The 23,379-nt window shown below is 60.6% G+C and carries 21 protein-coding genes; 7 read left to right on the top strand and 14 right to left on the bottom strand.

The genetic code is table 11. From position 1 onward, the window contains the following. Nucleotides 1-7 precede the first annotated feature (7 nt). Nucleotides 8-808, bottom strand: a complete 801-nt coding sequence (mqnB, locus tag DESU86_RS04200; RefSeq protein ID WP_232088253.1) for a futalosine hydrolase — start codon at nucleotides 806-808, stop codon at nucleotides 8-10. After that, the gene (locus DESU86_RS04195) at nucleotides 805-2,118 is read right to left on the bottom strand and encodes a nucleotide sugar dehydrogenase (protein WP_179979905.1); all 1,314 of its coding nucleotides are present in this window, start codon (nucleotides 2,116-2,118) and stop codon (nucleotides 805-807) included. Before DESU86_RS04195 ends, mqnB begins: the two co-directional genes overlap by 4 nt. Nucleotides 2,119-2,165: 47 nt before the next feature. On the opposite strand from DESU86_RS04195, the gene DESU86_RS04190 reads away from it, so the two are divergent. After that, entirely contained in the window at nucleotides 2,166-2,360 is a 195-nt protein-coding gene (locus DESU86_RS04190; protein ID WP_179979904.1) for a DUF2065 domain-containing protein, read from the top strand. A gap of 55 nt (nucleotides 2,361-2,415) precedes the next feature. Here the strand turns inward: DESU86_RS04190 and DESU86_RS04185 are convergent, their stop codons facing one another. From DESU86_RS04185 to DESU86_RS04140, 10 genes are all read right to left on the bottom strand, one after another. Beyond that, on the bottom strand, nucleotides 2,416-3,102 hold the full coding sequence (locus DESU86_RS04185; RefSeq protein WP_179981706.1) for a ubiquinone/menaquinone biosynthesis methyltransferase: 687 nt from the start codon (nucleotides 3,100-3,102) through the stop codon (nucleotides 2,416-2,418). An 84-nt stretch (nucleotides 3,103-3,186) separates the two neighbouring features. Next, the gene (locus tag DESU86_RS04180; RefSeq protein ID WP_179979903.1) at nucleotides 3,187-3,357 is read right to left on the bottom strand and encodes a hypothetical protein; all 171 of its coding nucleotides are present in this window, start codon (nucleotides 3,355-3,357) and stop codon (nucleotides 3,187-3,189) included. A gap of 832 nt (nucleotides 3,358-4,189) precedes the next feature. Beyond that, on the bottom strand, nucleotides 4,190-6,325 hold the full coding sequence (locus DESU86_RS04175; protein WP_179979902.1) for a hypothetical protein: 2,136 nt from the start codon (nucleotides 6,323-6,325) through the stop codon (nucleotides 4,190-4,192). A 491-nt stretch (nucleotides 6,326-6,816) separates the two neighbouring features. Next, the gene (gene ilvC / locus DESU86_RS04170) at nucleotides 6,817-7,818 is read right to left on the bottom strand and encodes a ketol-acid reductoisomerase (RefSeq protein ID WP_179979901.1); all 1,002 of its coding nucleotides are present in this window, start codon (nucleotides 7,816-7,818) and stop codon (nucleotides 6,817-6,819) included. Between the two features lie 266 nt (nucleotides 7,819-8,084). Then, nucleotides 8,085-8,576: an acetolactate synthase small subunit gene (ilvN, locus tag DESU86_RS04165; RefSeq protein WP_179979900.1), complete on the bottom strand. Its 492-nt coding sequence runs from the start codon at nucleotides 8,574-8,576 to the stop codon at nucleotides 8,085-8,087. A gap of 10 nt (nucleotides 8,577-8,586) precedes the next feature. Beyond that, nucleotides 8,587-10,278 carry a biosynthetic-type acetolactate synthase large subunit gene (ilvB, locus tag DESU86_RS04160; protein ID WP_179979899.1) on the bottom strand — a complete coding sequence of 564 codons (1,692 nt, stop codon included), beginning with the start codon at nucleotides 10,276-10,278 and terminating at the stop codon, nucleotides 8,587-8,589. Between the two features lie 22 nt (nucleotides 10,279-10,300). Further along, on the bottom strand, nucleotides 10,301-10,528 hold the full coding sequence (locus tag DESU86_RS04155) for a DUF465 domain-containing protein (RefSeq protein ID WP_179979898.1): 228 nt from the start codon (nucleotides 10,526-10,528) through the stop codon (nucleotides 10,301-10,303). 55 nt (nucleotides 10,529-10,583) lie between these two features. Continuing rightward, nucleotides 10,584-10,886, bottom strand: a complete 303-nt coding sequence (locus DESU86_RS04150) for a YggT family protein (RefSeq protein WP_179979897.1) — start codon at nucleotides 10,884-10,886, stop codon at nucleotides 10,584-10,586. A 71-nt stretch (nucleotides 10,887-10,957) separates the two neighbouring features. Further along, entirely contained in the window at nucleotides 10,958-11,623 is a 666-nt protein-coding gene (locus DESU86_RS04145) for an HAD family hydrolase (protein ID WP_179979896.1), read from the bottom strand. Continuing rightward, nucleotides 11,620-12,486, bottom strand: coding sequence for a hypothetical protein (locus DESU86_RS04140; protein WP_179979895.1), 867 nt, complete (start codon nucleotides 12,484-12,486; stop codon nucleotides 11,620-11,622). Before DESU86_RS04140 ends, DESU86_RS04145 begins: the two co-directional genes overlap by 4 nt. A gap of 185 nt (nucleotides 12,487-12,671) precedes the next feature. Between DESU86_RS04140 and pdxS the strand changes: the two genes are divergently transcribed. The 4 genes from pdxS (at nucleotide 12,672) to DESU86_RS04120 (ending at nucleotide 16,818) form a co-directional block, all read left to right on the top strand. Continuing rightward, the gene (gene pdxS, locus DESU86_RS04135) at nucleotides 12,672-13,553 is read left to right on the top strand and encodes a pyridoxal 5'-phosphate synthase lyase subunit PdxS (protein WP_179979894.1); all 882 of its coding nucleotides are present in this window, start codon (nucleotides 12,672-12,674) and stop codon (nucleotides 13,551-13,553) included. 1 nt (nucleotide 13,554) lies between these two features. Continuing rightward, nucleotides 13,555-14,130 (top strand): pyridoxal 5'-phosphate synthase glutaminase subunit PdxT, encoded by a 576-nt coding sequence (gene pdxT, locus DESU86_RS04130; protein ID WP_179979893.1) that lies wholly within the window; start codon nucleotides 13,555-13,557, stop codon nucleotides 14,128-14,130. A 358-nt stretch (nucleotides 14,131-14,488) separates the two neighbouring features. Continuing rightward, a complete protein-coding gene (locus DESU86_RS04125; RefSeq protein ID WP_179979892.1) occupies nucleotides 14,489-14,959 on the top strand; it encodes a TraR/DksA C4-type zinc finger protein in 471 nt (156 codons plus the stop codon). Between the two features lie 26 nt (nucleotides 14,960-14,985). Further along, entirely contained in the window at nucleotides 14,986-16,818 is a 1,833-nt protein-coding gene (locus tag DESU86_RS04120) for a lysophospholipid acyltransferase family protein (RefSeq protein ID WP_179979891.1), read from the top strand. Nucleotides 16,819-17,342: 524 nt separating this feature from the next. Here the strand turns inward: DESU86_RS04120 and DESU86_RS04115 are convergent. Then, nucleotides 17,343-19,022, bottom strand: coding sequence for a bacteriohemerythrin (locus DESU86_RS04115; RefSeq protein ID WP_179979890.1), 1,680 nt, complete (start codon nucleotides 19,020-19,022; stop codon nucleotides 17,343-17,345). A gap of 100 nt (nucleotides 19,023-19,122) precedes the next feature. On the opposite strand from DESU86_RS04115, the gene yedF reads away from it, so the two are divergent. Beyond that, entirely contained in the window at nucleotides 19,123-19,740 is a 618-nt protein-coding gene (gene yedF / locus DESU86_RS04110; protein WP_179979889.1) for a sulfurtransferase-like selenium metabolism protein YedF, read from the top strand. Nucleotides 19,741-19,833: 93 nt separating this feature from the next. On the opposite strand, the gene DESU86_RS04105 is transcribed toward yedF, so the two are convergent. Then, entirely contained in the window at nucleotides 19,834-21,588 is a 1,755-nt protein-coding gene (locus DESU86_RS04105; RefSeq protein ID WP_179979888.1) for a methyl-accepting chemotaxis protein, read from the bottom strand. 554 nt (nucleotides 21,589-22,142) lie between these two features. Between DESU86_RS04105 and DESU86_RS04100 the strand changes: the two genes are divergently transcribed. After that, entirely contained in the window at nucleotides 22,143-23,198 is a 1,056-nt protein-coding gene (locus DESU86_RS04100) for an NAD(P)-dependent alcohol dehydrogenase (protein ID WP_179979887.1), read from the top strand. Nucleotides 23,199-23,379: the final 181 nt, after the last annotated feature.

Raw genomic sequence — 23,379 nt, 5'->3', positions numbered from 1 at the left:
TCGCTACTCAGATGAGGTTAAGGGCGGGCAGCACCTGTGCCAGTGCGCGCAGGGCGCCGGGAAAATCTTTTTCTTCCCTGGCGCGCGGCCCCACCTTGTTGGACACGCTGCGTACTTCCACACAGGGAATCCCCTGGCGTGCGCAGGCATATGCCACGGCAAAGCCTTCCATATTTTCAAGATCGGCCTGATACCTGCTCCGCAGATCCGCCGCTCTGGCAAAACTGGCGCTGACGCCCGCCACGGTGAGCGAACGGCAGTCAGACAGAGCGTCTTTGGCGCATTTGCCGCCAAAGGGGGCCAGAGCCTCCACGCCGGACAGCGTCAGACGGTCGCGCACGGCTTCGCCCTGCGGGGGCTGCCACTGCGGAAAGCCAAAGGCCCCGGCTGTGACGCTTTGGCCGTCATGCAGGCCGTATTCGGGCCAGATTTCTTCCCGAACAAGGCAGTGCGAAAGCAGGGGCCGCACTTCAAGGTCAAATGCGCCTGCCAGACCCGCGTTCAGCACCGCGCTTACGGGGGTGCCTTCCGCTTCTGCGCGGCTCAGGACATGGCCCATGGCCAGGGCCGCGTTGATGGGGCCGATGCCCGTGATGCAGCACAGGGCGCTCACTGCCTTGAGCCGTACCGGCCACAGTTGCATTTCGGGCCAGTCCGTGGGGGCGGCAGCTGCGCTGTTCCCTCCAGATTGGGCGGCAGCTGCGCTGCCGGATTTGGCGTCAGCCGTCAGAGGCGGCGCAAAGTCCGGCAAAAGGCCCGCCAGTTCCGGGCCGGTGGCGGCGCAGACAAGCAGGCTCACGCGGCTCACAGCCTCCAGTAGTCTATGCCCGCGCCGCTCATGGCGGCGGGGTCGAAGAAGCTTTTCACGTCCAGCACCACGGCCTTGTCCGGCTGGGCAAAGAGACTCTTGATTGCTTCGGGGGTCAGGGCCTTGTAGGCGCTGTGCCCCACGGCCAGGATCACGGCGTCCAGATTGCGCAGGTCTTTCTGCGGCAGCAGAATCTGGCCGTATTCGTGCAGGGCTTCGGCGGGATCGGCCTCGGCGTCGCTGACCAGCACCTGCACCCCGTAGTCTTCAAGCTCACGGATGACGTCCACCACGCGGGTGTTGCGCAGGTCGGGCACGTTTTCCTTGAAGGTGAAGCCAAAGATGCCCACGCGCGCGCCGCTGATGACGCGGCCGCTCTTGATAAGGCGCTTGACCGTGCATTCGGCCACGTATTTGCCCATATTGTCGTTGATGCGGCGGCCCGCCAGTATGACTTCGGGGTGATAGCCCAGTTCCTCGGCCTTGTAGGTGAGGTAGTAGGGGTCCACGCCGATGCAGTGTCCGCCCACGAGGCCGGGACGGAAGGGCAGGAAGTTCCACTTGCTGCCTGCGGCTTCCAGCACTTCAAGGGTGTCGATGCCCAGGCGGCCGAAGATGATGGCAAGCTCGTTCATGAGGGCGATATTGAGGTCGCGCTGGGTGTTTTCGATAACCTTGGCGGCCTCGGCCACCTTGATGCTGGAGGCGCGGTGAATGCCCGCCGTGACGACGGAGCCGTACACCTTGACCAGCAGGTCGGCGGTGGGGCCGTCGGAGCCGGAAACGACCTTGGTGATGGTTTCGAGGGTATGCACCTTGTCGCCGGGATTGATGCGTTCCGGCGAATAGCCGATGGTGAAGTCCTTGCCAAAGGCAAGCCCGGATTCGCGCTCAAGGATGGGCACGCAGATTTCTTCGGTAAGGCCGGGGTAGACGGTGGACTCGTACACCACGACGCAGCCCCTGCTCATGTTCTGGCCAACGGTTTTGCTGGCGCCTACCACGGGGGTGAGGTCAGGGGAGCGGTGGCCGTCAATGGGCGTGGGCACGGCCACAATGATGACGGCAGCCTGCTTGAGTTCGGCGGGGTCGCAGGTGTAGCGCACGTCGGCGGCCTGCAGTTTGCCATCGTCCACCTCGCGGGTGCGGTCATGACCGTCCTGCAGTTCCTTGACGCGCTGGGCGCTGATGTCAAATCCCAGCACCTTCATGTGGCGCGAAAGGGCAACGGCCAGGGGCAGCCCCACATAGCCCAGGCCAACCACGGCCAGCGTTTCCTTGCCTTGCTGCAGAGCCTCGAATGTCACCATAATTTCATTCCTTTACAAAACAAGCTTTTTTCGTCACCAAGAAAAGCATGGACTTTAATATTGGACTCTTTTTACGCGCCCTGGGTCTTGCCATTGTGCTCGAGGGCCTGTGCTGGACCTTGTTTCCCGGCGGCATGCGCCGCGCTTTGCTGCAATTGCTGCCTTTGCCCGAAAGCCGCCTGCGCGTGGTGGGACTGGCGGCTCTGGCTCTGGGCCTGCTGCTTGTACGGCTTGCCACGTAGCGGGGCAGCCGCGCTGGCAACCGCCCAGCCTCTTTGGCGACCGCGTTGGCGGCAGCTAGCGCGCCTTTTCTCCCACATGCAGGCATACGATGCCCGACGTGAGCTTCTGGTGCCACGCTTTGGAAAACCCGGCCTTGCGCAGCTCCTTTTCCAGCTCGACAGCCGAAGGAAAGGCGCGGATGGTGTCGGCCAGGTAGCCGTAGGCCGCAGGGTCTTTGGAAAACAGGCGGCCAACGCGGGGCAGCAGAAAATTCAGGTACAGGTTGTACAGCCCGCCCCAGATGCGCTCCCGCCCGGAGCCGAATTCAAGAATGCAGGCCCGTCCGCCGGGGCGCAGCACGCGCAGCATTTCGGCAAAGGCCGCTTCGCGCGGGATGATGTTGCGGATGCCAAAGGCTATGGTCAGGCAATCCACCGAAGCGTCGGGCAGGGGCAGGCGCTTGGCGTCAGCCGCCACAGGCAGGATGCGCCGGGCGTTTTCTCCCTTGAGCTTGCGGCTGCCCTGCACCAGCATGGGCGGGCAGAAATCCAGCGCGGGCACGAGGGCCGTGGGGTGCTGGCGGCGTATGGCCAGGGAAACATCCAGCGTGCCAGCGGCCAGATCCAGCACAACGCCCGTATCGCCCAGGCGAACGTTGCGGGCCAGCACCTTGCGCCAGTACTGGTCAAGGCCCAGGCTGAGAACGCGGTTCAGCAGGTCGTAAAAGCGTACAATACGGCCAAACATGCCGGCCACGGCCACGTCATGGGCAGGCCGGGGAGCCTGTTGCGGCGCGGCGGCCGGGGCGTGCCCGTCTTCCTGCCGAAAATGCCGAGAAGAATCCACTTATTTTCCCTTGTTGTCCTGATCCGCATCAACGCCGATGGCGGCGCAAACCACCCGGTAGACCGAAGGAAAAACCTCGGCAAAGTTACCGGGGGAAACCGTGCGCGTTTCAATGAATTTGGCGGTCAGTTCCTTGGCCACCTGCAGGGCTTCCTTGCGATCCTTGTCCATACGGTCCTCGTGCCTTGTTACTGCCGCTTGTGGCCAGCAGCCAGACGTTTGCACTTGCTGGCTGACGAAAAAAAACCCGCCCGTAGGGGAATGGCCTTGACCCACAGCGGGTATTGCCTGGACGGGAAACGAACGGAAACTCAAGCCCCCGCCCATTTTTATATATGTGTCAGAGCATTTTTACTTTGAAACTGCTCTGGCGGCTGTGCGCGCACATGCCCGTCGCCAGGACGTGAGCGCCGTTTGTCAGTGCGGCCATGCCTGCGGCGGGGCTGCGACAGGCGCTGCAACGGGGCGTTCCGTACCCTTTGGGAATGCCGTTCGCAAAGGTGGTTTGCTCCGGGGAGCGCTCCGGTTTCGCAGGCTGCGGCGTACGGTCATGACCTGTGCTCTTTTTGCTGAAACGCGGCCAGTGGCAACAGAAAAACGCCATGACGCCGTAATCCGGTTTCAAAGGGAAACCACGCGGCATGGATCAGCGGGCTGATGCTCCCATACTTCTGAAATCGCGCAACAGCATATGCGTTCCGCTGCCGCTTGGCAAGCTCGGAGGCCCTGCCTGCACGGCTTTGAGAGGCGCAAAGGTCTGATGGCGCGCCCGCAGCTGCGAAAGGCCAAAGCAAGGGCCGGAAGTACTATGTCTCCGCCATCCAGCGCGTGCGTTCTCTCTTGCGCCTGCCGTGCCGTACAATCGCAACAATAAGCTTTGCAGGCTGCACTTTGCCGTATGCGGCTGACCGTGTCGCGCCGGGCGCCGCCTTGGGCAGATCCCCGCTGGTTGCGCGTTGCCGTGCCCGACATGGCCTGGCGGCTGCCCGAGGCAGCCCGACGGCTATTCGTTTTCCAGCAGGCGGCCAATTTCTTCGCGCAGAATGCGGGCCGCCGCAGAGGCCGCGGCTTTTTCCACCCGATCGTTAAAACGCGGTTCCAGTTCATCCAGCCTGCTTTCAATCGCGTCCAGCCGCGCGGAAGCGCCGTGCATGGTCAGGTTGACCGCGTGCATGCGGTCATCCAGCAGGCTTTCCAGCAGGGCGGGGTCTTCATGTGCGGCGGGAGCGTCGTTGGCTTGGGCCATGGCGCTTTGGGCCGCCGCAACCGCCTCTTCAGCGGCCTGCCGGGCCGCCGTGGCCGCCGCTTCCGCCGCCGCCGTGCTTACGCAGTCCATAAGGCGCTGGTGCAGGGGATGGTCTGTGTCAAAAAGAGCTTCAAGGGGCGGCGTACTGTCGGGCTGATCCTGCTGCTGTGCAGTGGCGCTGGCCGCTGCCTGCGCTGCGTTTTGGGCCGTATGGAGGGCTTCGGCTGCGGTCTGCGCCAGACTTTCGTGAGAGGTCTGCGCCGCTGTCAGCTTTTCATCCAGATCAGACTGTATCTGCTGTGCCGCCGTTTTTGCCGCATCGGCTTCGGCGCGGGCCTGGTCGGCTTCGGCCCTGGCCTCGGCAACCGCCGCTTCCAGAGCCTGCACACGGTCGTCTGCCTGCTGCAGTTTTTCCGCGTACTGGTCAAGGCGCGCCATAATTTCCGTCAGATCCGCCGCGACTGCGGCCTGCCCTGCGGCGTCTCGGGAGGCGCTGGCTGGTGGCGTGGCTGGCGTGGCGGCGCTGCCTGTCTGGCTCGCCTTGGCAGCCTGGCCCGCCATGGCAGACGGCGCGGTGACCATGTTTCCTGCCAGAATGTCGTCCAGATCCACATCGGGCAGCAGGCTGCTGGACGGCTGCTCTGCGGCAGGAGCCTCTGGCGTAGTCACGGGGTTGGCGCGATCCCGTTCTTCGGCATCGGCTGCCGCCAGAAGGGCGTCCAGATCAAATTCAAGTTTGTCGTTGGCCTTTGCCGGGCCGGAATCCGCAGGCTGGTTTGCGCCACCGTCAGCCGTTGGGGCCGGATCTGGCTGCTGGGGCGCCGCCGGTTTGACGGAGGACAGCAACTGGTCAAGATCCGCAGAAAGATCATCGGCACTGGCGGCGGACGCACTGGCCGGAGCGGGCTGCGCCTGGGCTGCGTCCTGAGTTTGGGGCGCGTTCTGGGGCACGTCCTTGTCCGCGTCATGCCCCGGCTTGTCGGCCATTATGGATTGCAGCAGGGCGTCCAGATCGTCATTGAGGTCATGCGGAGGGGCGTCCTGCGCGGGGTTTGCAGCGGCCGGGGCCACTGGCTGTGCCGGAGTTTGCGGCTGGGCAGCCGCGGATCCGGGCGCAGGTTCGGCCACAGGTTCGGCCGCAGGGGTAGCCTGGTCTTTGTCCTTGGACTGCGGCTGCTTGGCGTCTGGCTGGTTCGCGGACGGAGCCGACTCGCGCAGCAGAGACTCAAGTTCGTCGGAAATGACAGGCTCTGGCATGGTTCCGGCGGCCAGCAGTTCGTCCAGATCCGTCGTATCCTCATGGGGGGCCTTGCCCGCGCCCTTGGAGGAATTTTCTGCCGAAGGTCGGGACGCGCCGTTCAGATTGCCGAGCATCTGATCCACGGCATTGTCGGTGTCTTCCGGCGAGGGCGCAGCTTTTTCATGCGGGCGGGGCTGCGGTGGAATATCCAACGAATTCAAGAGACTGTCCACATCCCCTATGCCGGGCATGTGCAGTTCTTCGTGGGGGTCCACGATATGGCCGTCAGGCATGCGCACGGGCGCGAAATCAGACGGAGCGGGGGAGTCCGAATCCGTCTGCTCCATGCCGCTCTCCATGCCGCTCTCCGCGCTGCCGTCCCCGGCGTTGGCCTGGGCGGCAGGGGTAGCCTCGGCGTCCGCGCCGCCTTCATCTTTATATTCCATCTGCGCCAGCAGGTCGTCAATTTCAGCGTCCGCAGCGACATTCTGGCCGCTGTCATTCAGGCTGCGCATGTGGGTGTGCAGGTCGTCATCCTGGGCAGCGGCCGGGCTTGAGGCGTCGGTATCCGCCTCCGGAACGGCGCCTTTTTCGATAAGCTCGGTCAGGTCGATGATTTCTTCAGTGTTTTCATGGGTGTCTTGGGCAGCCATGCGCGACCTCATGTGTTTAGGAACATTGGCTTCAGGGCCGGAAGGGGGCGGGATTTTCGCCTGTATGCGGTATGACGGTTGCTGGCCGTGCCGCAGAAGCAAAATACGTGCAAAGCCACGGTTTTTCGTATCAGGTTATGAAGAAAGACGCAAATCTCTCTGTTGCGCGACTTCCCGGGCATGTGCATTCAGGGCTTGCCCTGTGGACTGCGCGGGCAGGCGCGCGCCATAACGGCACGCATGGGCTCCATGTGTGCCGTTCCTCTGTGCAGGAGTGCGCCCAGGCGGGCGGCATCAGGCTTTGCGCAGGGCCGGCCTCAGAGATAATTTGCTCTGGCGTCCCCTGCCGCTGGTCTGCGCCCTGAAAAAAGCCGGCCGTCCACAGAGGACGGCCGGCCCAAAGGCTGGGAGGCAAAACGCAAAGCGGTTGCAGCGTCGTTTCACCTGCGCAGATCAGCGTTGAGGATGTGCATCCTCAAAGGCAATCCGCCTTAGTCTTTTTTGTCCTTCTTGAGCCAGGACATCATGCTGCGCAGTTCCTTGCCCACGGTTTCGATCTGGTGTTCAGACTCGTTACGGCGGGTGGTCAGGAACATGGGATACTTGGCGCGGGCCTCAAGGATGAAGTTGCGGGCGAACACGCCGCTCTGAATATCCTTGAGCACGCCCTTCATTTCTTTTTTCACCTCTTCGGTGATCAGGCGGGGGCCGCTGACGTAGTCGCCGTATTCAGCGGTATTGCTGATGGAGTAGCGCATGCGCGAAAGGCCGCCCTCGTACATGAGGTCAACGATGAGCTTCATTTCGTGCAGGCATTCGAAGTACGCCATTTCAGGCTGGTATCCGGCTTCCACCAGGGTTTCGAAGCCGGCCTTGATCAGGGCGGAAACGCCGCCGCAGAGCACGGCCTGTTCGCCGAAAAGGTCGGTTTCGGTTTCTTCACGGAAGGAGGTTTCGATGACGCCGGAGCGCGCGCCGCCGATGCCCTTGGCATAGGCCAGGGCCACCTTGAGGGCGTTGCCCGTGGCGTCCTGGTGAATGGCCACAAGGCAGGGCACGCCGCCGCCTTCGGTGTAGGTGCGGCGCACCAGATGGCCGGGGCCCTTGGGGGCGATGAGGAACACGTCCACATCCTTGGGCGGCTGAACCTGGCAGAAGTGGATGTTGAAGCCATGAGCGAACAACAGGGCCTTACCCTTGGTCAGGTGGGGCTTGATGTCGTTCTCGTAAACAGATGACTGCACTTCGTCGGGCAAAAGGATCATAATCAGGTCAGCCTGGGCAGCGGCTTCGGCTGCGGAAACAGGGGTGAAGCCATGTTCCTTGGCCAGTTCGTAGTTGGCGCTGCCGGGGCGCTGTCCCACCACAACCTTGACGCCGGAATCGCGCAGGTTCTGGGCGTGGGCGTGTCCCTGACTGCCGTAGCCGATGATGGCCACGGTCTTATCTTTCAGGAGATTAAGGTCGGCATCCTGATCGTAATAGACTTTCATCTGAAATTCCTTTGAGATCTCTCGTGTTAGCTAAAATTGCAGTTCTCTTCACCCGAAGAAAACATAGGGGGCCTTGACGTATGCCCCGACGGCATTGCTGCCTTGCGGCAGTGCTGCGGCCTTGAGGCGCGACGGACGGAACCGGTCATGCCTGCGCGCAGGGGAGCCCTTGGGGATAAAGGGCGTACCGCCTGCGTCGCTCGCGCGCCGGAGAGGGCCTTGTGGGCCGTCGAACGCGAAAGCGGGCAGAGTCCGGGGCTTCGGGCCTAGTCCGTCTTTTTGGAACGGCGAATGGCCACAGAGCCTGTGCGCGCCAGTTCCTTGATGCCAAACCGCTGCAGCAGGTTGATGATGGCGTCCAGCTTGTCCTGGTTGCCGGTGGCCTCAATGGTCATTTCATTGGGGCTCACGTCCACCACCTTACAGCGGAATATTTCGACGGTGCGCAGAATTTCACCCCGCATGGGGCCTTCCGCCTGCACTTTGACGAACATCATTTCGCGTTCCACGGCGGCTATATCCGCGAAGTCCACCACCTTGATGACAGAGACGATTTTGTGCAGCTGTTTCATTATCTGCTCCAAAATCAGGCTGTCGCCCTCAGTGGTGATGGTCATGTGTGAAACGCCTTCTTCCAGGGCCGGGGCCACATTGAGCGAGTGGATGTTAAAGCCGCGCCCGCTGAACAGCCCCGCCACGCGGGAAAGGACGCCGGGTTCGTTTTCCACCAGCACGGAAAGCACATGTCTTTTGCTCATAGCCCCTCCCTTACACCAGCAACATTTCATCGAGCGCCGCACCGGCGGGCACGATGGGGTACACATTTTCCTCACGCTCCACCATAACGTCAATAAAGGCCGGATTGGGCGAGGCCAGGGCCTTTTCAAGCGTGGCGCGCAGGTCTTCGCCCTTTTCTATGCGATAGCCCTCTGCGCCGTAGGCTTCGGCCAGCTTCACAAAGTCCGGCTGCGCTTCCATGTTGGTGGAGCTGTAGTTCTGGTTGTAAAAGAGTTCCTGCCACTGGCGAACCATGCCGAGGTGGCGGTTGTTCAGGATGACCACCTTGATGGGCAGCTTGTTGGCCACCACGGTGCCCAGTTCCTGAATGTTCATCTGCAGCGAGCCGTCGCCCGCCACGGTAATGACCTTTTTGTCGGGAAAGGCGAACTGCGCGCCGATGGACGCGGGAAAGCCGTATCCCATGGTGCCGAGGCCGCCGCTGGTCAGCAGGGTGCGGGGTTTGGTGAAGGAGTAGAACTGGGCAACCCACATCTGGTGCTGGCCCACTTCTGTGGCGATGATGGCGTCGCCGTTGGTAAGTTCGTACAGGGTTTCAATAACTTCCTGCGGCTTGATGTTGTGGTTTTTCTGGTAGCAGAGCGGCTTGCTCTTTTTCCATTCGCCCACGGCCTCAAGCCAGGCGGCATGCTCGCTGGCCCAGTCCTTGCCTTCAAGCTTGGCGTCGCAAATCTCGGACATGCCCTCAAGGGCCAGGCGGCAGTCGCCCACCACGGGAACCTGCACCTCCACATTCTTGCGAATGGAGGTGGGGTCTATGTCGATGTGCACTATGCGGGCCTTGGGCGCGAAGCCCGTCAGTTTGCCCGTCACGCGGTCGTCAAAGCGCGCGCCCACGCAGACCAGCACGTCGGCGTTGTTGATGGCCAGGTTGGCGGCATAGGTGCCGTGCATGCCCACCATGCCGAGCCACAGAGGGTCTGTGGCCGGAAAGGCCCCGAGGCCCATGAGCGAACACGTCACCGGGATCTGCAGCTTGCGCGCAAGGCTTGTAAGCGCTTCGGCCGCATTGGACATGATAACGCCGCCGCCAGCCAGGATCACTGGACGTTCGGCCCTGGCGAGCTCTTCCACCGAGCGCCGCAACTGGTTGAGGTTGGGCTTGTAGGTGGGGTTGTAGCTGCGCATATAGACGTCTTCAGGCCAGATGAACTCGGCCCTGGCCTGCATGATGTCCTTGGGCAGGTCGACGAGCACGGGCCCGGGGCGGCCCGTGCGCGCCAGATAAAAGGCCTGCCGGATGGTAAGGGCCAGCTTGTTGATGTCCTTTACCAGGAAGTTATGTTTGGTGCAGGGGCGGGTGATGCCCACAATGTCCACTTCCTGAAAGGCGTCATTGCCGATCAGTTGCGTGGGCACCTGCCCCGTAATAATCACTAGAGGAATGGAGTCGGAATAGGCTGTGGCGATGCCCGTCACCGTGTTGGTGGCGCCGGGGCCTGAAGTTACCAGGCATGCGCCCACCTTGCCGGAGGCGCGGGCATAGCCGTCAGCCGCGTGCACAGCCCCTTGCTCGTGTCGTACCAGCACGTGACGGATTTCCTGATGTCGCGGCAGTTCGTCGTAAATGTCAATCACAGCGCCGCCGGGATACCCGAACAGCACGTCAACGCCTTCTCTCTTCAGGGACTCAAGGAGAATCTGCGCACCTGTACATTCCATGACCGGCTCCTTCGCAGCCATGCTAATCCTGTTTTTTCAGACGATCCAGGATTGCCATGAGCTGGGTTTTTCCTTCAAGCTTTTGCTTTTTCAGCTGCTTCAAGGTCTGTTCTTCAGTAGGGGTGCGGAAGGCCTTGCCTTCAAGCTTTTCCACCTGCTTTTCATAGAGCACGTGATCTTCCCAAAGGGATTTCAGCTCCGGATCAGTGGCCGCATACTTAGTTAGGATTTCTAGTTCATGCTGATCCATAAGAAATCTCCATTGTTAGATGTTCGGACGCGGAATCCCGCGAGTGAAACCGGTGTTATTGCATGGTGAGGGCATACTGCGCCAATGAGGCAACCACAATGCGGTTGAAAAGCTCAATGCACAGCAGCACCACCACAGGCGAAAAATCCATGCCGCTGGTGTAGGTAAAGGGCAGCCATTTGCGCACGCGATAGAACACGGGTTCCGTGAGGGCGCGCAAGGTGCGCACTATGGGATTATACGGATCCGGCCGCACCCAGGTGAGTACGGCGGCAATAATGACTATCCAGAAATACAGGCTCAGCAGTGAACCCAGTATCATGGCAACGGCGCTCATGGTATTGGCCAGAATGATCATGCGCCCTCCAGCGTGGCGGTCTTGGTGTCAACTTTGGTAAAACTTCTTAAAAGTCCCGGCGGGGCCGGGCCTTATGTCCTGGCGCTGCTTTGCGGCAACGCGTCATCCAGGGCCACGCGCAGGCCTGCGTAATCGCTTGCCGTTATCTGCCCCCGCAAAGCGCCGCCGTTAAATGCGGCAAATACCACGCCCGCCCCCTGGGCCGTTTCTTTGTCATGTTCGCTGTCACCCACAAAAAGCACGGTTTCCGGCGGGGTCTGCCATGCGGCGCAGATGCGCAATGTGCCTTCGGGAGATGGTTTGGGCGCTGCTGTATCAGCTGCGACCACAGGATCAAAATAGGAGGGCAGGCCGAAAATGTCCAGAACCGTTTGTATTCCCTCGAGCCTGCGGTTGGTATGCACGGCCATGCGCACCTGTTTGTCGCGCAGATAGTCAATGAAATCAACAAACCCTGGTTGCAGGCGCAGCATGGGCATAATGTCGCGATGATAGTTGACCACTTCACTGGTCACATAGCCTATCTGCTTATGCAAATGCGGCGGCACAATGTGCAGCAGGGCCTGCATGGCAGTGGCCATAAAGCAGAATTGTTCCTGCTCCGGCGTCATGGGCGGCAGGTTGAAGTGCTCAAGCACACGGTTGTAGAAAACAGTGTTGGATTCACGCGAATCCACGATAACGCCGTCGCAGTCAAAGATGACCCCAGCAAGGCCGTTGGTGAAAAGACGGCTCATGACGCGGCCCTCACAAGCCACTGGCGTTCCGCATCCAGAGGCTGCGCGCCTGTGGGGCGGCTTCGGCCCATGGCGCGCCATGCCGGAGCGCGGGCGCAGAGCAGGCCTGCCTGCGCCAGGGGGGCGTGTGCCGGGCTGGCGGGGGCAAAATCCAGGGTTTCCTGCAGGTCTTCCGCCATGGGACCTTCGGCCAGAACGGGCATGTCCGGCGGCAGAAAATACATGGCATTGGCCACGACCAGCCGCCAGGGCGGCATGAGGCCGAGATCCAGCGAAACGGGCGCGCCCAGAATGCCCGTGCCCGCATAGCCGCCGGAAGTGGCCAGCGCGTCGGCGTCTTCATCCTCCACGCCGAGCGAGCGCGTGAACATGCCGGATTTCTGCGCAAGGACGCGGGCCATGTCGGCCAGTTCGCCCATGCGTTCTTCCTGCAGCCATGCCCAGAGCAGCGCCTTTTGGGCCTGCTCGAGCTCGATGCGCAGCTTGCGGGCGGCTTCAGCCTTGAGGGCGGCCTCAGTGTCCGCGCCGTCGAGGCCGCGCAAAAGCGCCATTTCGGAAGCTCGGCGCGCGGCGCGGGGATTGGCCGTTGCTGTGGCGCCCACGGGAAGGCCCGAAAGCGCGGCGTCGCCCATCAGCCGCAGGTCTTCAAGGCAGGCGGCGGCTTGGCGTTGGCTGAAAGGGTAGTCCGCAGGGCAATACGCGCCCTCCTGCGGAGCTTGCGGGAGGCCCGGCCACAGCAGCAGAGCCGCTGCAGCGCCGGGCTGCGCGGCAGGCACGGCTGCGGCGTCGGCATCCTCCGGGCCGGAGACAGACAGAGGGCCGCGCAAAAAAGGCAGCCGTACACAGGGGGTAGGTGTGGTCATTATAGTTCCTTTGGACGACACCAGCATATCCAGAGCCGGGCCGGAGCGCAAGCCGGGCAGCGTCGCGGTTGTGATGTATTGTCAGATGAACGCTTATGACATATATAGCACCCCAGCAACGCCGCAGCGTGAGCGGTAGACTGCCAATACCTCGCCGGCGGACCCGGCTCAGAAGGAGTAGAAACATGGAACAGGGCACCATCCGCCTGAAGACAGGCCTTGCGGAAATGCTGAAAGGCGGCGTGATTATGGACGTCACCACTCCAGAACAGGCCAAGATTGCTGAAGAGGCCGGGGCTTGCGCTGTGATGGCGCTGGAACGCGTGCCTGCGGACATTCGCGCCGCTGGCGGCGTGGCCCGCATGGCCGATCCCACCATTGTCAAAAAAATTATGGAAGTGGCCACCATTCCGGTTATGGCCAAAGCCCGCATCGGCCATTTTGTGGAAGCCCGCATCCTTGAAGCCATGGGCGTGGACTACATTGACGAAAGCGAAGTGCTTACTCCCGCTGACGACAAATATCATATCGACAAGCGCGACTTCACCGTGCCCTTTGTCTGCGGTTGCCGCAATCTGGGCGAAGCCCTGCGCCGCATCGCCGAAGGCGCGGCCATGATCCGCACCAAGGGCGAACCCGGCACCGGCAACGTGGTCGAAGCCGTGCGCCATTGCCGCCAGGTCATGAACGAAGTGCGCGTTCTCTGCGGCCTGCCCGAAGCCGAAGTGGCCAATTTTGCCAAGGAAATCGGCGCGCCTCTTGAAGTGTGTCTGCTCGTGCGCAAAGAAGGCCGCCTGCCCGTGGTCAACTTTGCCGCTGGCGGCATCGCCACCCCGGCCGACGCGGCCCTGATGATGCACCTTGGCTGCGACGGCGTTTTTGTGGGCTCCGGCATCTTCAAGTCCGGCGACCCCGCCAAGCGCGCCAAGGCCATTGTGCAGGCCGTGACCAACTACAAGGACTTCGCCATGCTGGCCGAAATATCCCGCGATCTGGGCGAACCTATGGTGGGCATTGAAATTTCCACCATTCCTTCCGGTGAGCGTATGCAGGAGCGGGGCTGGTAAGATGGCCGTACGTTGCGTGGGCGTTCTGGCTCTTCAGGGAGCCTTTCGTGAACATGTGGCCGCTGTGTCCAGGCTGGGCGTGGCGGCTCGCGAAGTGCGCCAGCTCAAAGATATGGACGGCATCGACGCCATGATCATTCCCGGCGGCGAAAGCACCACCATGGGCAAGCTGCTCAACGAGTGGCACATGCTGGAGCCTTTGCGCGAACGCATCGAGCAGGGCATGCCCGTCTACGGCAGTTGCGCCGGGCTCATCCTGCTGTGCCGCACCATTGAAAACTCGGATCAGCCGCGCCTTGGCGTGCTGGACGCCACTGTGCGGCGCAATGCCTTTGGCCGTCAGGTGGACAGCTTTGAGACCGAACTCAGCATGCCCGAGGTCGGCGCCGAGCCCGTTCCGGCGGTGTTCATCCGCGCTCCGGTGATCATCAGCGTGGGACCGGAGGTCAGGGTGCTGGCCCAAGTCAAGGGGCAGGCCGTGGCCGTGCGCCAGAACAATATTCTGGCCACGTCCTTTCATCCGGAACTGACGCCGGATACCCGCCTGCACAGCTACTTTCTGAATATGCACGGTTAACAGCCGTCTGAAAACAATAGCCTTCCTGTTTTGAACGGGGGGAACGTCGTCTGGCGTTCCCCCCTTTTTATTTTCTCTCACGTGGATTTTTTCCTCAATTTGCCGTCAATGTGCCGCACGATTTAACATGGGCGACACCTTGCTGCCAAAATGGAGATGCACACTGCCTCAAGAACAATAGAGCAATTTCATTTTGAAAGTGCTCTGGCGTATGCGGGAGCATACGCCCGCCGCGGAGGCGTAAGCGCAATTTATTTGCGTGGTTACGCGCCGGAGCGAGCAACGGCTACCGCGAGAATAGATATTCTCAATGCGAAAATGCTCGAGTTCAACCACCGGAAATTCCGGGGAGGCAGTGATGGAAACCACATTCATGCTCAGGCGTCTTCAGGAAGAACTGGCCGACGAATTGCAGCGTATGGGCCAGCTGCGCACCGTATTTCAGGCACAGCATTTTGCCGACGAGGTGGACGCGGCCAGCCATCTGGAGGCTGCCCATCTGGCGCAGTGCAGCGCACGCCGCAGCGCCCAGCGCATCCGCGACCTTCAGAGTCTTTTGCATCTTTTACAGCACAACGGCCCCCGTCAGTGCGTTGACTGCGGCGACGACATCCCGCTTGAGCGCCTGATGGCGGCTCCGGGCACCACGCGCTGCCTCTACTGCCAGCAGCAGATGGAAAGTATGGCCTTTCCTCTGACGGGGCAGCCTGAAAGCGCACCAGCGGTCTGGCCCGCGTCGTGGTCGGCGTCAGGGCCAGCATCGGGATCCGCGTCGGGGCCTTTGTCGGGATTTGACGCAGGCGTCACGCCCGAGGCCCGGTTTTGCTGAATACGGCAAACAATCAGGAGATCCATATGCAAGGAACCACAGACCTGCTACCCCTGGCATCGGGGCTGGAACCTTCAGGCAGAGGCGGCCCAGGCCGTTCGCCCCTGCGGCGGCTGGCCGACGACTTTAACCGTCAGATGCGGGCCTTTGGTCGCAGTCTGTCTGGTTTGGCCCCTCTGGAACAGGCAGCGCTGCGTCTGCCTGTCTGCGATGCCCCGCACAGCTGGGCCGCCGCCAGCCTGACGCAACTGGACGTTGAGGTGTGCTGCTCCGGGGAAGATATGGCCCGCATACCTGCCCAAGGGCCGGTCATTTTTTATTCCAACCATCCCACAGGCGCTCTGGACGGTCTTATAATGGCCGCGTTGTGCGGCAGGGCGCGTCCTGATCTGAAAATACTTGCCAGCTCCAAGCTGCTGCAACTGACCCATTTGACGCCACTGACGCCCATGCTGCTGCCTCTGGACCTTTCGGGCGAAGACAGGACTGCCAACGGCGCGTCTCTGCGTAGTGCCGTCAGGCATTTGCGCCGGGGCGGAGCGCTTGGGATTTTCCCCGCTGGCAAGGTGGCCCGCTGGCGCGCCGGAGCGGGGCTGGAAGAGCAGCCCTGGACGGAGCTTTTGAGCCGCCTTGGCCAATGGCGGCAAAAAGAGGACAGCGGGGAGGAAGCGCCCTGCGTCCAATACGTTCCCCTGCACGTCCAGGCCAGCGCCGATCCCTTCTTTCTTTCCGCCGCCTTCCTGCACGAAGGCCTTGCCACGGCCCTGCTGCCGCGCGTTCTCTGGCGACAGCGCGGAAGCCGCGCGACGCTGCGGGTGGGAGAAGCCTTGAAAGAACAGAGCCTGGCTGGCCTTGACCACGTGCAGCGCACCCATTGTTTGCGCATGTACCGTGAGGCGCTGGTTCCCGCACGCAAAAGAGCCATTGCTCAAAAAATCGCTGGCGAAAGGCGGCAGACTCCGCTGGCCGAAAGCGCGGATCAGCAGGATTTTATGGCGGCTCTGGCGGCTTTGCCCGAGAGCAGCGTTCTAGCCAGGGAAGGCAGGTACAGCGTGTACGCGCTGCACGGCAGTGCGTGCCCCCTTCTGCTGGACGAGGTGACGCGCCGCCGCGAGGAGAGCTTTCGCGCTCTGGGCGAGGGCACGGGCAAGGCCAGGGACATCGACCGCTATGACCCCCAGTATGAACACCTCTTGCTGGTGGATGAAGAGGCCCAGTGCCTGGCCGGTTCATACAGGGCGCGTCTGGTGCGGCCCGACGATGCCGCCAGCTGCGGACGCAACGGCCTCTATACGGCCTCGCTCTTTCGATACGACCCGGAATTTTTCCGCCAGTGCGGCAAGGCGCTTGAACTTGGCAGGGCTTTTGTCTGCCTTGAATATCAAAAGGAATACGCGCCGCTGATGTTGCTCTGGAAGGGCATTGCCCAACTGGCCTTGCAAAAGGGCGCGCGCACGCTTTTTGGCCCGGCCAGCATAGGGCTGAACTACCGTCCCCAGTCAGTAGACCTTTTGTGGCGGCATTTGCGGCTGCGCCACTGGCATGCGCCCCTGGCGGGCCTGGTGCGGGGGCGCAAACCCCGTCATCTGCGCAGTGAACTGCCCTTTGCCCGGCAGCTGGAGTATAACGGGGTCAACACCGTGGTACGCCAGATGGAAGGCGGACGCGGCCTGCCCATTCTCTTTAAGCACTATTTGCAGTTGGGAGGGCGCATAGCGGCCTTTCACGAAGACAGGGCCTTTGGCACCCTGGACGCGCTTCTGGTTGTGGACCTGCTTAACGCGCCGGAAAAACAGTTGCGCCGCTTTCTTGGCGAAGACGGAATGGCCGCCTTGCGTAGTGGCGGGTGCAGCATATAGACGCTCAAACAGGAGGGTCTGCCCCCTCCCGCGCCCTCGCCGCCGGGCAAGGCTTGTTACGGAGTTTCAGGGCGCAGGCCGCCGTAAACGTTTTTGCGAGGGCTATGGCGCGCCCGGTGCGGTGCGCGATCGCGCAAAAACACGGCGCATGCGCCGCAGACGGGAGCAGATGAACTTTTTTAAAGTGAATTTGCTCTAAGGACACATTGATTAAAGAGCTTCTCGGAAACGCGCAGTTATTTCGTTTGGCAAGGCGCGATCTTTTTTCAAGCAGGAGTGGACTCTTCCGTCCTCGACTGTTTCAAAAAAAGTAAAGCAACGCCGCCAAACGGAATAAATCAGCGTTTCCCTAAAAATTTCAGATCTCCAGACCCTCCTCTCATCCCCAGGTAAAGCCGCAGGCCGCCCCGACATTGTGTCAGGACGGCCTGCGGTGATTTGAATTACTGCGCAATGGCGGGCGTCTGCCTGTGCAGCGGCGGCGTCTTTGCGCAACGCCAGCGTGTTCTCAAGGTGAAGGCGCGCTACTGGGACTGTTCGGGCTCCAGATCCTGCTTTTTGAGATAGGGAACATAGGTGGGGTCAGTGCCCATGATATGCTGCACAAGCCAGTCTTTGAGGAAGGTGAGCAGGTCCATGCTCACGGTGGCTGTGCCGGATTTGAGCTGTTCCTCAACTTCGTCCAGCTTGGCCACGAACTTTCTGTGGATTTTCATATGTTCGGCCGCGCCCAGATAGGCTGTGGCGGTGAACATCTTTTCCTCGTCCGCAAAGTGTGTGGCCGTATAGTCGCGCAGCTTGCGCAGGATGACCTGCATTTCTTCTGCCGTGCGGTTATGGGCCATGGCCGTGTACAGTTCGTTGATATAGTCCACCAGCAGCCTGTGCTGCTTGTCAACCATGGGCACATGCAGGTCAAGCTTGGGCGTCCACTGCACGAACTGGTCGGAGGTCGCCTGCTCGTAGTCGCCGGAAACCAGGGCATTGACAATCATGTCCAGCTCTTCCATGCCGCTCTGAACGCCGAGCAGGGCGGCTGTGAAGGTTTCCATACTTTGGGCGGTCTGCTCGGCCACGTGGTGGATTTCACCCAGCGCGCTGGTGGTGTCGGCGCTGTGCTGCGACTGTTCTTGCGCGCTCCTGGCCACGATCAGAAGATGCTCGGCAGTATCGTTGATGGACTGGAGAATGTCGCGCATGACATTGCCCGCGCGCGAAGCCTGTTCGGCCCCGTCCACGCTGAGCTGGGCGGCCTTGTCCACGGTAAGCACGTTGCGCCGCGTCTCTTCCTGGATGGCGTGCACGGCATCTTCCACTTCCTTAGTGGCTCCCATGGTTTTTTCGGCCAGTTTGCGTACTTCATCGGCCACCACGGCAAAACCGCGTCCGGCGTCGCCCGCGCGGGCGGCCTCAATGGCGGCGTTGAGCGCCAGCAGGTTGGTCTGGTCGGCGACTTCGTTGATGACCGACATGACCTGGCCGATGTTGCTGGCCTTTGTGCCAAGGTCGGCCATGGCCTGCTTGAGATGGACAATGGTGTCTTTGAGCTTTTCAATGGAGGACAATGCGCCCTCCACTTCACGTTCGCCTGTGGCGGCGCTGGCGCTGGAGCTTTGCGCGTTTTCTGAAAGTTCGTGCACCCTGTGTGAGGATTCCTGGGCGGTTTGCGCAACCTTTGACATGGAACCGCTGGTCTCGGTGAGGTGGTCGCGCTGCACCTGAACGCCCTTGCTGACATCGTTCACAAGGCTTGCCAGTTCGCGCACTTCCGAAGACAGGTTTTTGCATACGGTGTGCGCCTTGTGCAACACCATGGCCCCACGGTCAGACTTGCTGCGCAGGGCCTTTTTTTCTTCTTCCACATCATTGAGCTTTGCGTGCAGCCTTTCCACTTCGGCCCGCAGTTCTTCAATGACAGAGGCGTCTTCAGTCAGGCTGTTTTCAGCGTCGCGCAAATGGGTCAAACAGTATTCGGCCCGCTGTATCTCGTCGCCTTGACGCGCGGGATTGTCTTCAGCAAAAAGAGCATCAGTGCGTTGGCGCAGTTTTTGGGATCTGGCCCTGTTGGCAAGCCAAAGGGCTGCGTCAGCCAGCGCGCACAGAGCCGCCACGGCCAGAAGAACCCATTGCATGTCTTTGTTGCCGTTTGCAATGGCCAGGCCGATGAGGGTGCACAGGATGATGATTTGCAGCAAGATTCCCATTGTTACCTGCCTTGGTTTACTTGCCTATCGTCCTCTTTATAATTACGCTTAATGGCAGAAAAAGTAAATAAAACCAATAAAAACCAAAGGGGTTGATATTATGCAGTTTCTTGATTGTCTGGGGCTTGCTTGTCCGCAGCCTGTCATCCTTTGTCGTTCAGCTGTGGACAAAGGGGTGGAACGCCTGGAAGTGCTGGTTGACAATGAGCCCGCACTGGAAAACGTGCAGCGGTTTCTTCAGGGCAGAGGGTATACGGTGAGCGCAAGCCAGGAAGGGCCGCAGCAGTGGCGCATTGGCGCTACCGTTGATGCCGGGGCTGCCGCCAATGCCGCGGCTGGCGTGTCGGCCGCGCCTGAAGCGCGGGACGGGCAAGAGCAGGATTTGCGCACGCTTGTGCTCATCACCACTGAAACCCTGGGCCGTGGCGACGAGACCCTGGGCACAAAGCTTATGGAGAACTTTCTGGCCACGCTGCCGGAACTGGGCTCACGGCTGTGGCGGCTGGTGCTTGTCAACGGCGGCGTCAAGCTGACGGCACGCCCTGGTCCGGCGCTGGATTCGCTGCAAAAGCTCGCGCAACAGGGCGTGTCCGTTCTTGTGTGCGGCGCCTGCCTCGGGCACTACGGCCTTCTGGAAGCCAAGGCCGTGGGCGAGACGTCCAACATGCTGGACATTGTGACAAGCATGGATCTGGCGGACAAGATCATCCGTCCCTGAGGCACGAGTGGCGCGGGCGTGAACCGTGACGACAAAGAAAAACGGCATGAAGAGCTTCATGCCGTTTTTCTTTGGGCGACAGTGCGCCTGCGGTTATGCTTTCATGTCGCTGATGAGGCTGCTCAGGCCATGGGCCTGCGCGGCCAGGTCGGCCACGGCTTTGGAAGCCTCTTCCATTGCCTGCGCCGTCTGGAGCGACATGGTGTTGATCTGGGTAATGGTATGGTTGATTTCTTCGCTGGCTGCGGACTGCTCTTCGCTGGCCGCGGCAATGGCGTTGACCTGGTCGGCGGTGGCGTCCACCGTGGATACGATGACCTCAAGCGCCGTGCCCGACTGGTTGGCGAACTCGGCGGCGCGGTCAACCTCCTGCACGGCCTTGTCCACAGACTCCATACTGGCGGCGGTGCTGTGCTGGATGGCGCTTATGACCGCCCCCACGTCCTGCGTCGAGGCCATGGTTTTTTCAGCCAGTTTACGCACTTCGTCAGCCACCACGGCGAATCCGCGCCCGGCGTCGCCCGCCCTGGCGGCCTCGATGGCGGCATTGAGGGCCAGCAGGTTTGTCTGGTCCGCAATGTCCGAGATGACGCCCATGATGCGGCTTATGTCCTGCGCGTGCGAGCCCAGCAGGGCCATGTCTTCCTTGAGACGCAGGGAGGACTGATGCACATGGTTGATGCTGTCCAGCGAGCGGCTCACTATGGCCGCGCCATCCTGGGCTTTTTGCCGTGTTTCGGCCGAGGCGGTGGACGCCTGCGCGGCATTGCGGGCCACTTCCTGCACGGTGGCGTTCATCTCGTTCATGGCAGTGGCGGCTTCCGACAAGCGTTGCGAGGTTTCGGCGGTTCCACGGTCAGACTGCTCGATCTGGGCTGAAAGCTGGGTCGAAGCCGTGCTCACCACCTGGGCGACCTCTTCAAGTCTTTCGGCTGCCTGAAGCATGGCCTGGGTTTTCTGCCTGGCCTCCGTGCTGGCGGCTTCGGCCTTTTCCATAGCCTCCATGGCTTTTTTGGATTGCTCCTGGGCATTGGCGGATTCAAGCCTGGCGTTTTCAATATGCTGCTTCAGGGCGTCTACCATGGCCACGAGCGAGGCGAACACGCCTGTCTTGGGCTTGCCGTCGTCCACATTGTAGTCGCCGTCAGCAACGCGCCTGGCGAGGATGTTCAGTTCGCCGGGGTCCTTGCCCAATTGCCTGTTGACCGAGCGCGTGAGGAAAAAGATCAGAAAAACGCTGATGACAATGCCGGCCAGGGCCAGAAGAATTGTCGTAGTCCGCGCGGCTTCGACAATGTTGAAGGCATGGTGGCTCGCGTCGCTGCTGCCCTTGACGTTCAGGATCACGATTTCGTCAAACAGGCCCATGAGCTTTCTGAAAAGGGGGCGGTACTCATTGTCATAAATGGCAAGGGCCTGCCCAGGGTCGCGCTTGTCCACCATATCGACGATTCTGCCGCGAATGCCGGTTATGGTATTCAGGGAAGCAATGATCTCTTCAAAAAGCTGCCTGTCCTTGTTGTCGGTAGCGCTGGCGTGCGTGGCGAGCAGGTCTTTATATTTGTCGCCGTTTTCTCTCAGGCCCTTCAGGGTCGCGGCAATGCGATCCTTGTAATACGTTATTTCGTCGGGCTGATCGTGCAGCATCATGGTCAAAAGATCGGCGCGCACGGCGTAAAGTTGCTGGTTCATGCTCTGAATGGCGATGACAGAAGGCAACCATGATTTATCCACTTCTTCAATAGTGCTATTGATGTCAGACAGGTTTTTCATGGAGACCCCGGAAAGGGCGAGCATGATGAGAATGACCCCGCAAAAGGACAGGATCATTTTACTGCTGAGTTTCATTGATGTGTCCACCTTTACATATTTTCATATATTTTGTGATAGTCCGGCATTGAAGCAAAATGTTGGTATCTGTAAACAGCAATGAACAGAACACTTGAATAGTAGTATATGAAACTTGCTTTGAGCAAAACAACAATTGCATAGTGTTATTCTATATAATATAGAATAACGATGATTGCGCTCTACGGTTGTTGCTTTTGTTCTGGCAAAAGGTGCAATTATTCAGTGCTGTTAGTTATCAATACCAACTAAGGGCAAAAAAAGGCCAGACGATATTTCGCTCCGCCGGATATTTCGAAAATTCCAGACGGATACTGCCTCACCCTGAAGGCGAATGCTTGCTCCGCTCTTAATGGGCGTGTGGTAGCCTTTGCGGCTCCTTGTTTACTCAATTAATCACCTTTTGCATAGTGTAAAGGTATGTTTATATATCTTGCCTGAATAATTGGCTAAAAATTATATGTGAAAAAAATAACTTGGAATTGTCATCCAAGGCAGGTAAATTGAACACGCAATCAATTGAAATTCCGTGGTCTCTATTAAAGGAGTCTATAATGAAAGGGTTAGCGATGCTTCGGTTGAACGCTGTTGGCTGGATTGAGAAACACGCCCCCAGGTGCGGTCCTCTGGACGCGCTGGTTCAGCCCCTGGCGGTGGCTCCCTGTACGTCTGACGTGCATACTGTATGGGAGGGGGCCCTGGGCGACAGGCGTGATCTCATACTTGGGCATGAAGCCGTGGGCGAGGTCGTGGAAGTGGGCTCGCTGGTTCGCGACTTCAAACCCGGCGACAGGGTCATTGTGCCCGCTATCACGCCTGACTGGAATTCGCTGGAAGCCCAGAGCGGCTATTCCATGCACTCTGGCGGCATGCTGGCAGGGTGGAAGTTTTCCAATTTCAAGGACGGCGTTTTTGCCGAACTTTTTCACGTCAATGATGCTGATGGCAACCTTGCCCTTCTGCCTTCAGACATGGATCCCGCCGAGGCTGTCATGTTGAGCGACATGGTGCCCACCGGTCTGCATGGCGCTGAACTGGCGGACGTGCAGTACGGGGATTCCGTGCTGGTCGTGGGCATAGGCCCCGTGGGGCTCATGGCGGTGGCGGGGGCGGCCCTGCGCGGTGCGGGCAGGATATACGCGGTGGGTTCTCGGGCCGTATGCGTTGCGGCCGCCAGAAAATACGGGGCCACAGAAATCATCGATTACCGGCAGGGAGATTTGGGGCCGCAGGTGGCAAGTCTCACGCGCGGCCAGGGAGTGGACAAGGCCATTATCGCGGGCGGCGATGTGGATACTTTTGCCGACGTGATCAAGGTGCTCAAGCCAGGCGGCCGCATCGGCAACGTCAACTATCTGGGCGCGGGGGAGTCGGTGAGGATTCCGCGCGCGGCGTGGGGCTGCGGCATGGGGCACAAGACTGTCGCCGGGGGGCTCATGCCCGGCGGGCGATTGCGCATGCAAAAACTGGCCAGCATGCTCGCGGTGGGTCGTCTTGACGTCGCGCCGCTGATCACGCACCGCTTCCACGGTTTTGACAAGATGGAAGAGGCCCTGATGCTCATGAAGGACAAACCGCGCGACCTTATCAAGCCTGTGGTCACCCTGTAGGCAGTTTCATGTTGTGGCGCTGCCTTGAGGACGATGTGCTTGGCTTTGCCATTCGTGGCGGGCGCGGCGTCTGCTGTTGTGCGCCGGGAATCATGTTGGCTTTATAAAAGGGTAAAAGTTCCAGATCGAAAGCGGCGGGCCCTTGAGAACATATGCTCTCAAGGGCCCGCCGCTCTGGTGC

This window comes from Desulfovibrio sp. 86, from assembly GCF_902702915.1.
GTDB lineage: Bacteria > Desulfobacterota > Desulfovibrionia > Desulfovibrionales > Desulfovibrionaceae > Desulfovibrio.
The sequence above is the reverse complement of the archived record's forward strand: the minus strand, read 5'-3'. Positions and strand labels throughout refer to the sequence as shown.

What these genes read in the sequence shown, in the direction of transcription:
- DESU86_RS04190 (WP_179979904.1), top strand. Translation starts at nt 2,166, where the DNA reads ATGGACTTTAATATTGGACTCTTTTTACGCGCCCTGGGTCTTGCCATT.
- DESU86_RS04150 (WP_179979897.1), bottom strand. Translation starts at nt 10,886, where the DNA reads ATGATCATTCTGGCCAATACCATGAGCGCCGTTGCCATGATACTGGGT.
- DESU86_RS04115 (WP_179979890.1), bottom strand. Translation starts at nt 19,022, where the DNA reads ATGGGAATCTTGCTGCAAATCATCATCCTGTGCACCCTCATCGGCCTG.
- ilvN (WP_179979900.1), bottom strand. Translation starts at nt 8,576, where the DNA reads ATGAGCAAAAGACATGTGCTTTCCGTGCTGGTGGAAAACGAACCCGGC.
- DESU86_RS04175 (WP_179979902.1), bottom strand. Translation starts at nt 6,325, where the DNA reads ATGGCTGCCCAAGACACCCATGAAAACACTGAAGAAATCATCGACCTG.
- DESU86_RS04125 (WP_179979892.1), top strand. Translation starts at nt 14,489, where the DNA reads ATGGAAACCACATTCATGCTCAGGCGTCTTCAGGAAGAACTGGCCGAC.
- ilvB (WP_179979899.1), bottom strand. Translation starts at nt 10,278, where the DNA reads ATGGAATGTACAGGTGCGCAGATTCTCCTTGAGTCCCTGAAGAGAGAA.
- yedF (WP_179979889.1), top strand. Translation starts at nt 19,123, where the DNA reads ATGCAGTTTCTTGATTGTCTGGGGCTTGCTTGTCCGCAGCCTGTCATC.
- DESU86_RS04145 (WP_179979896.1), bottom strand. Translation starts at nt 11,623, where the DNA reads ATGAGCCGTCTTTTCACCAACGGCCTTGCTGGGGTCATCTTTGACTGC.
- pdxT (WP_179979893.1), top strand. Translation starts at nt 13,555, where the DNA reads ATGGCCGTACGTTGCGTGGGCGTTCTGGCTCTTCAGGGAGCCTTTCGT.
- DESU86_RS04195 (WP_179979905.1), bottom strand. Translation starts at nt 2,118, where the DNA reads ATGGTGACATTCGAGGCTCTGCAGCAAGGCAAGGAAACGCTGGCCGTG.
- DESU86_RS04105 (WP_179979888.1), bottom strand. Translation starts at nt 21,588, where the DNA reads ATGAAACTCAGCAGTAAAATGATCCTGTCCTTTTGCGGGGTCATTCTC.
- DESU86_RS04155 (WP_179979898.1), bottom strand. Translation starts at nt 10,528, where the DNA reads ATGGATCAGCATGAACTAGAAATCCTAACTAAGTATGCGGCCACTGAT.
- DESU86_RS04140 (WP_179979895.1), bottom strand. Translation starts at nt 12,486, where the DNA reads ATGACCACACCTACCCCCTGTGTACGGCTGCCTTTTTTGCGCGGCCCT.
- ilvC (WP_179979901.1), bottom strand. Translation starts at nt 7,818, where the DNA reads ATGAAAGTCTATTACGATCAGGATGCCGACCTTAATCTCCTGAAAGAT.
- DESU86_RS04180 (WP_179979903.1), bottom strand. Translation starts at nt 3,357, where the DNA reads ATGGACAAGGATCGCAAGGAAGCCCTGCAGGTGGCCAAGGAACTGACC.
- DESU86_RS04120 (WP_179979891.1), top strand. Translation starts at nt 14,986, where the DNA reads ATGCAAGGAACCACAGACCTGCTACCCCTGGCATCGGGGCTGGAACCT.
- pdxS (WP_179979894.1), top strand. Translation starts at nt 12,672, where the DNA reads ATGGAACAGGGCACCATCCGCCTGAAGACAGGCCTTGCGGAAATGCTG.
- DESU86_RS04100 (WP_179979887.1), top strand. Translation starts at nt 22,143, where the DNA reads ATGAAAGGGTTAGCGATGCTTCGGTTGAACGCTGTTGGCTGGATTGAG.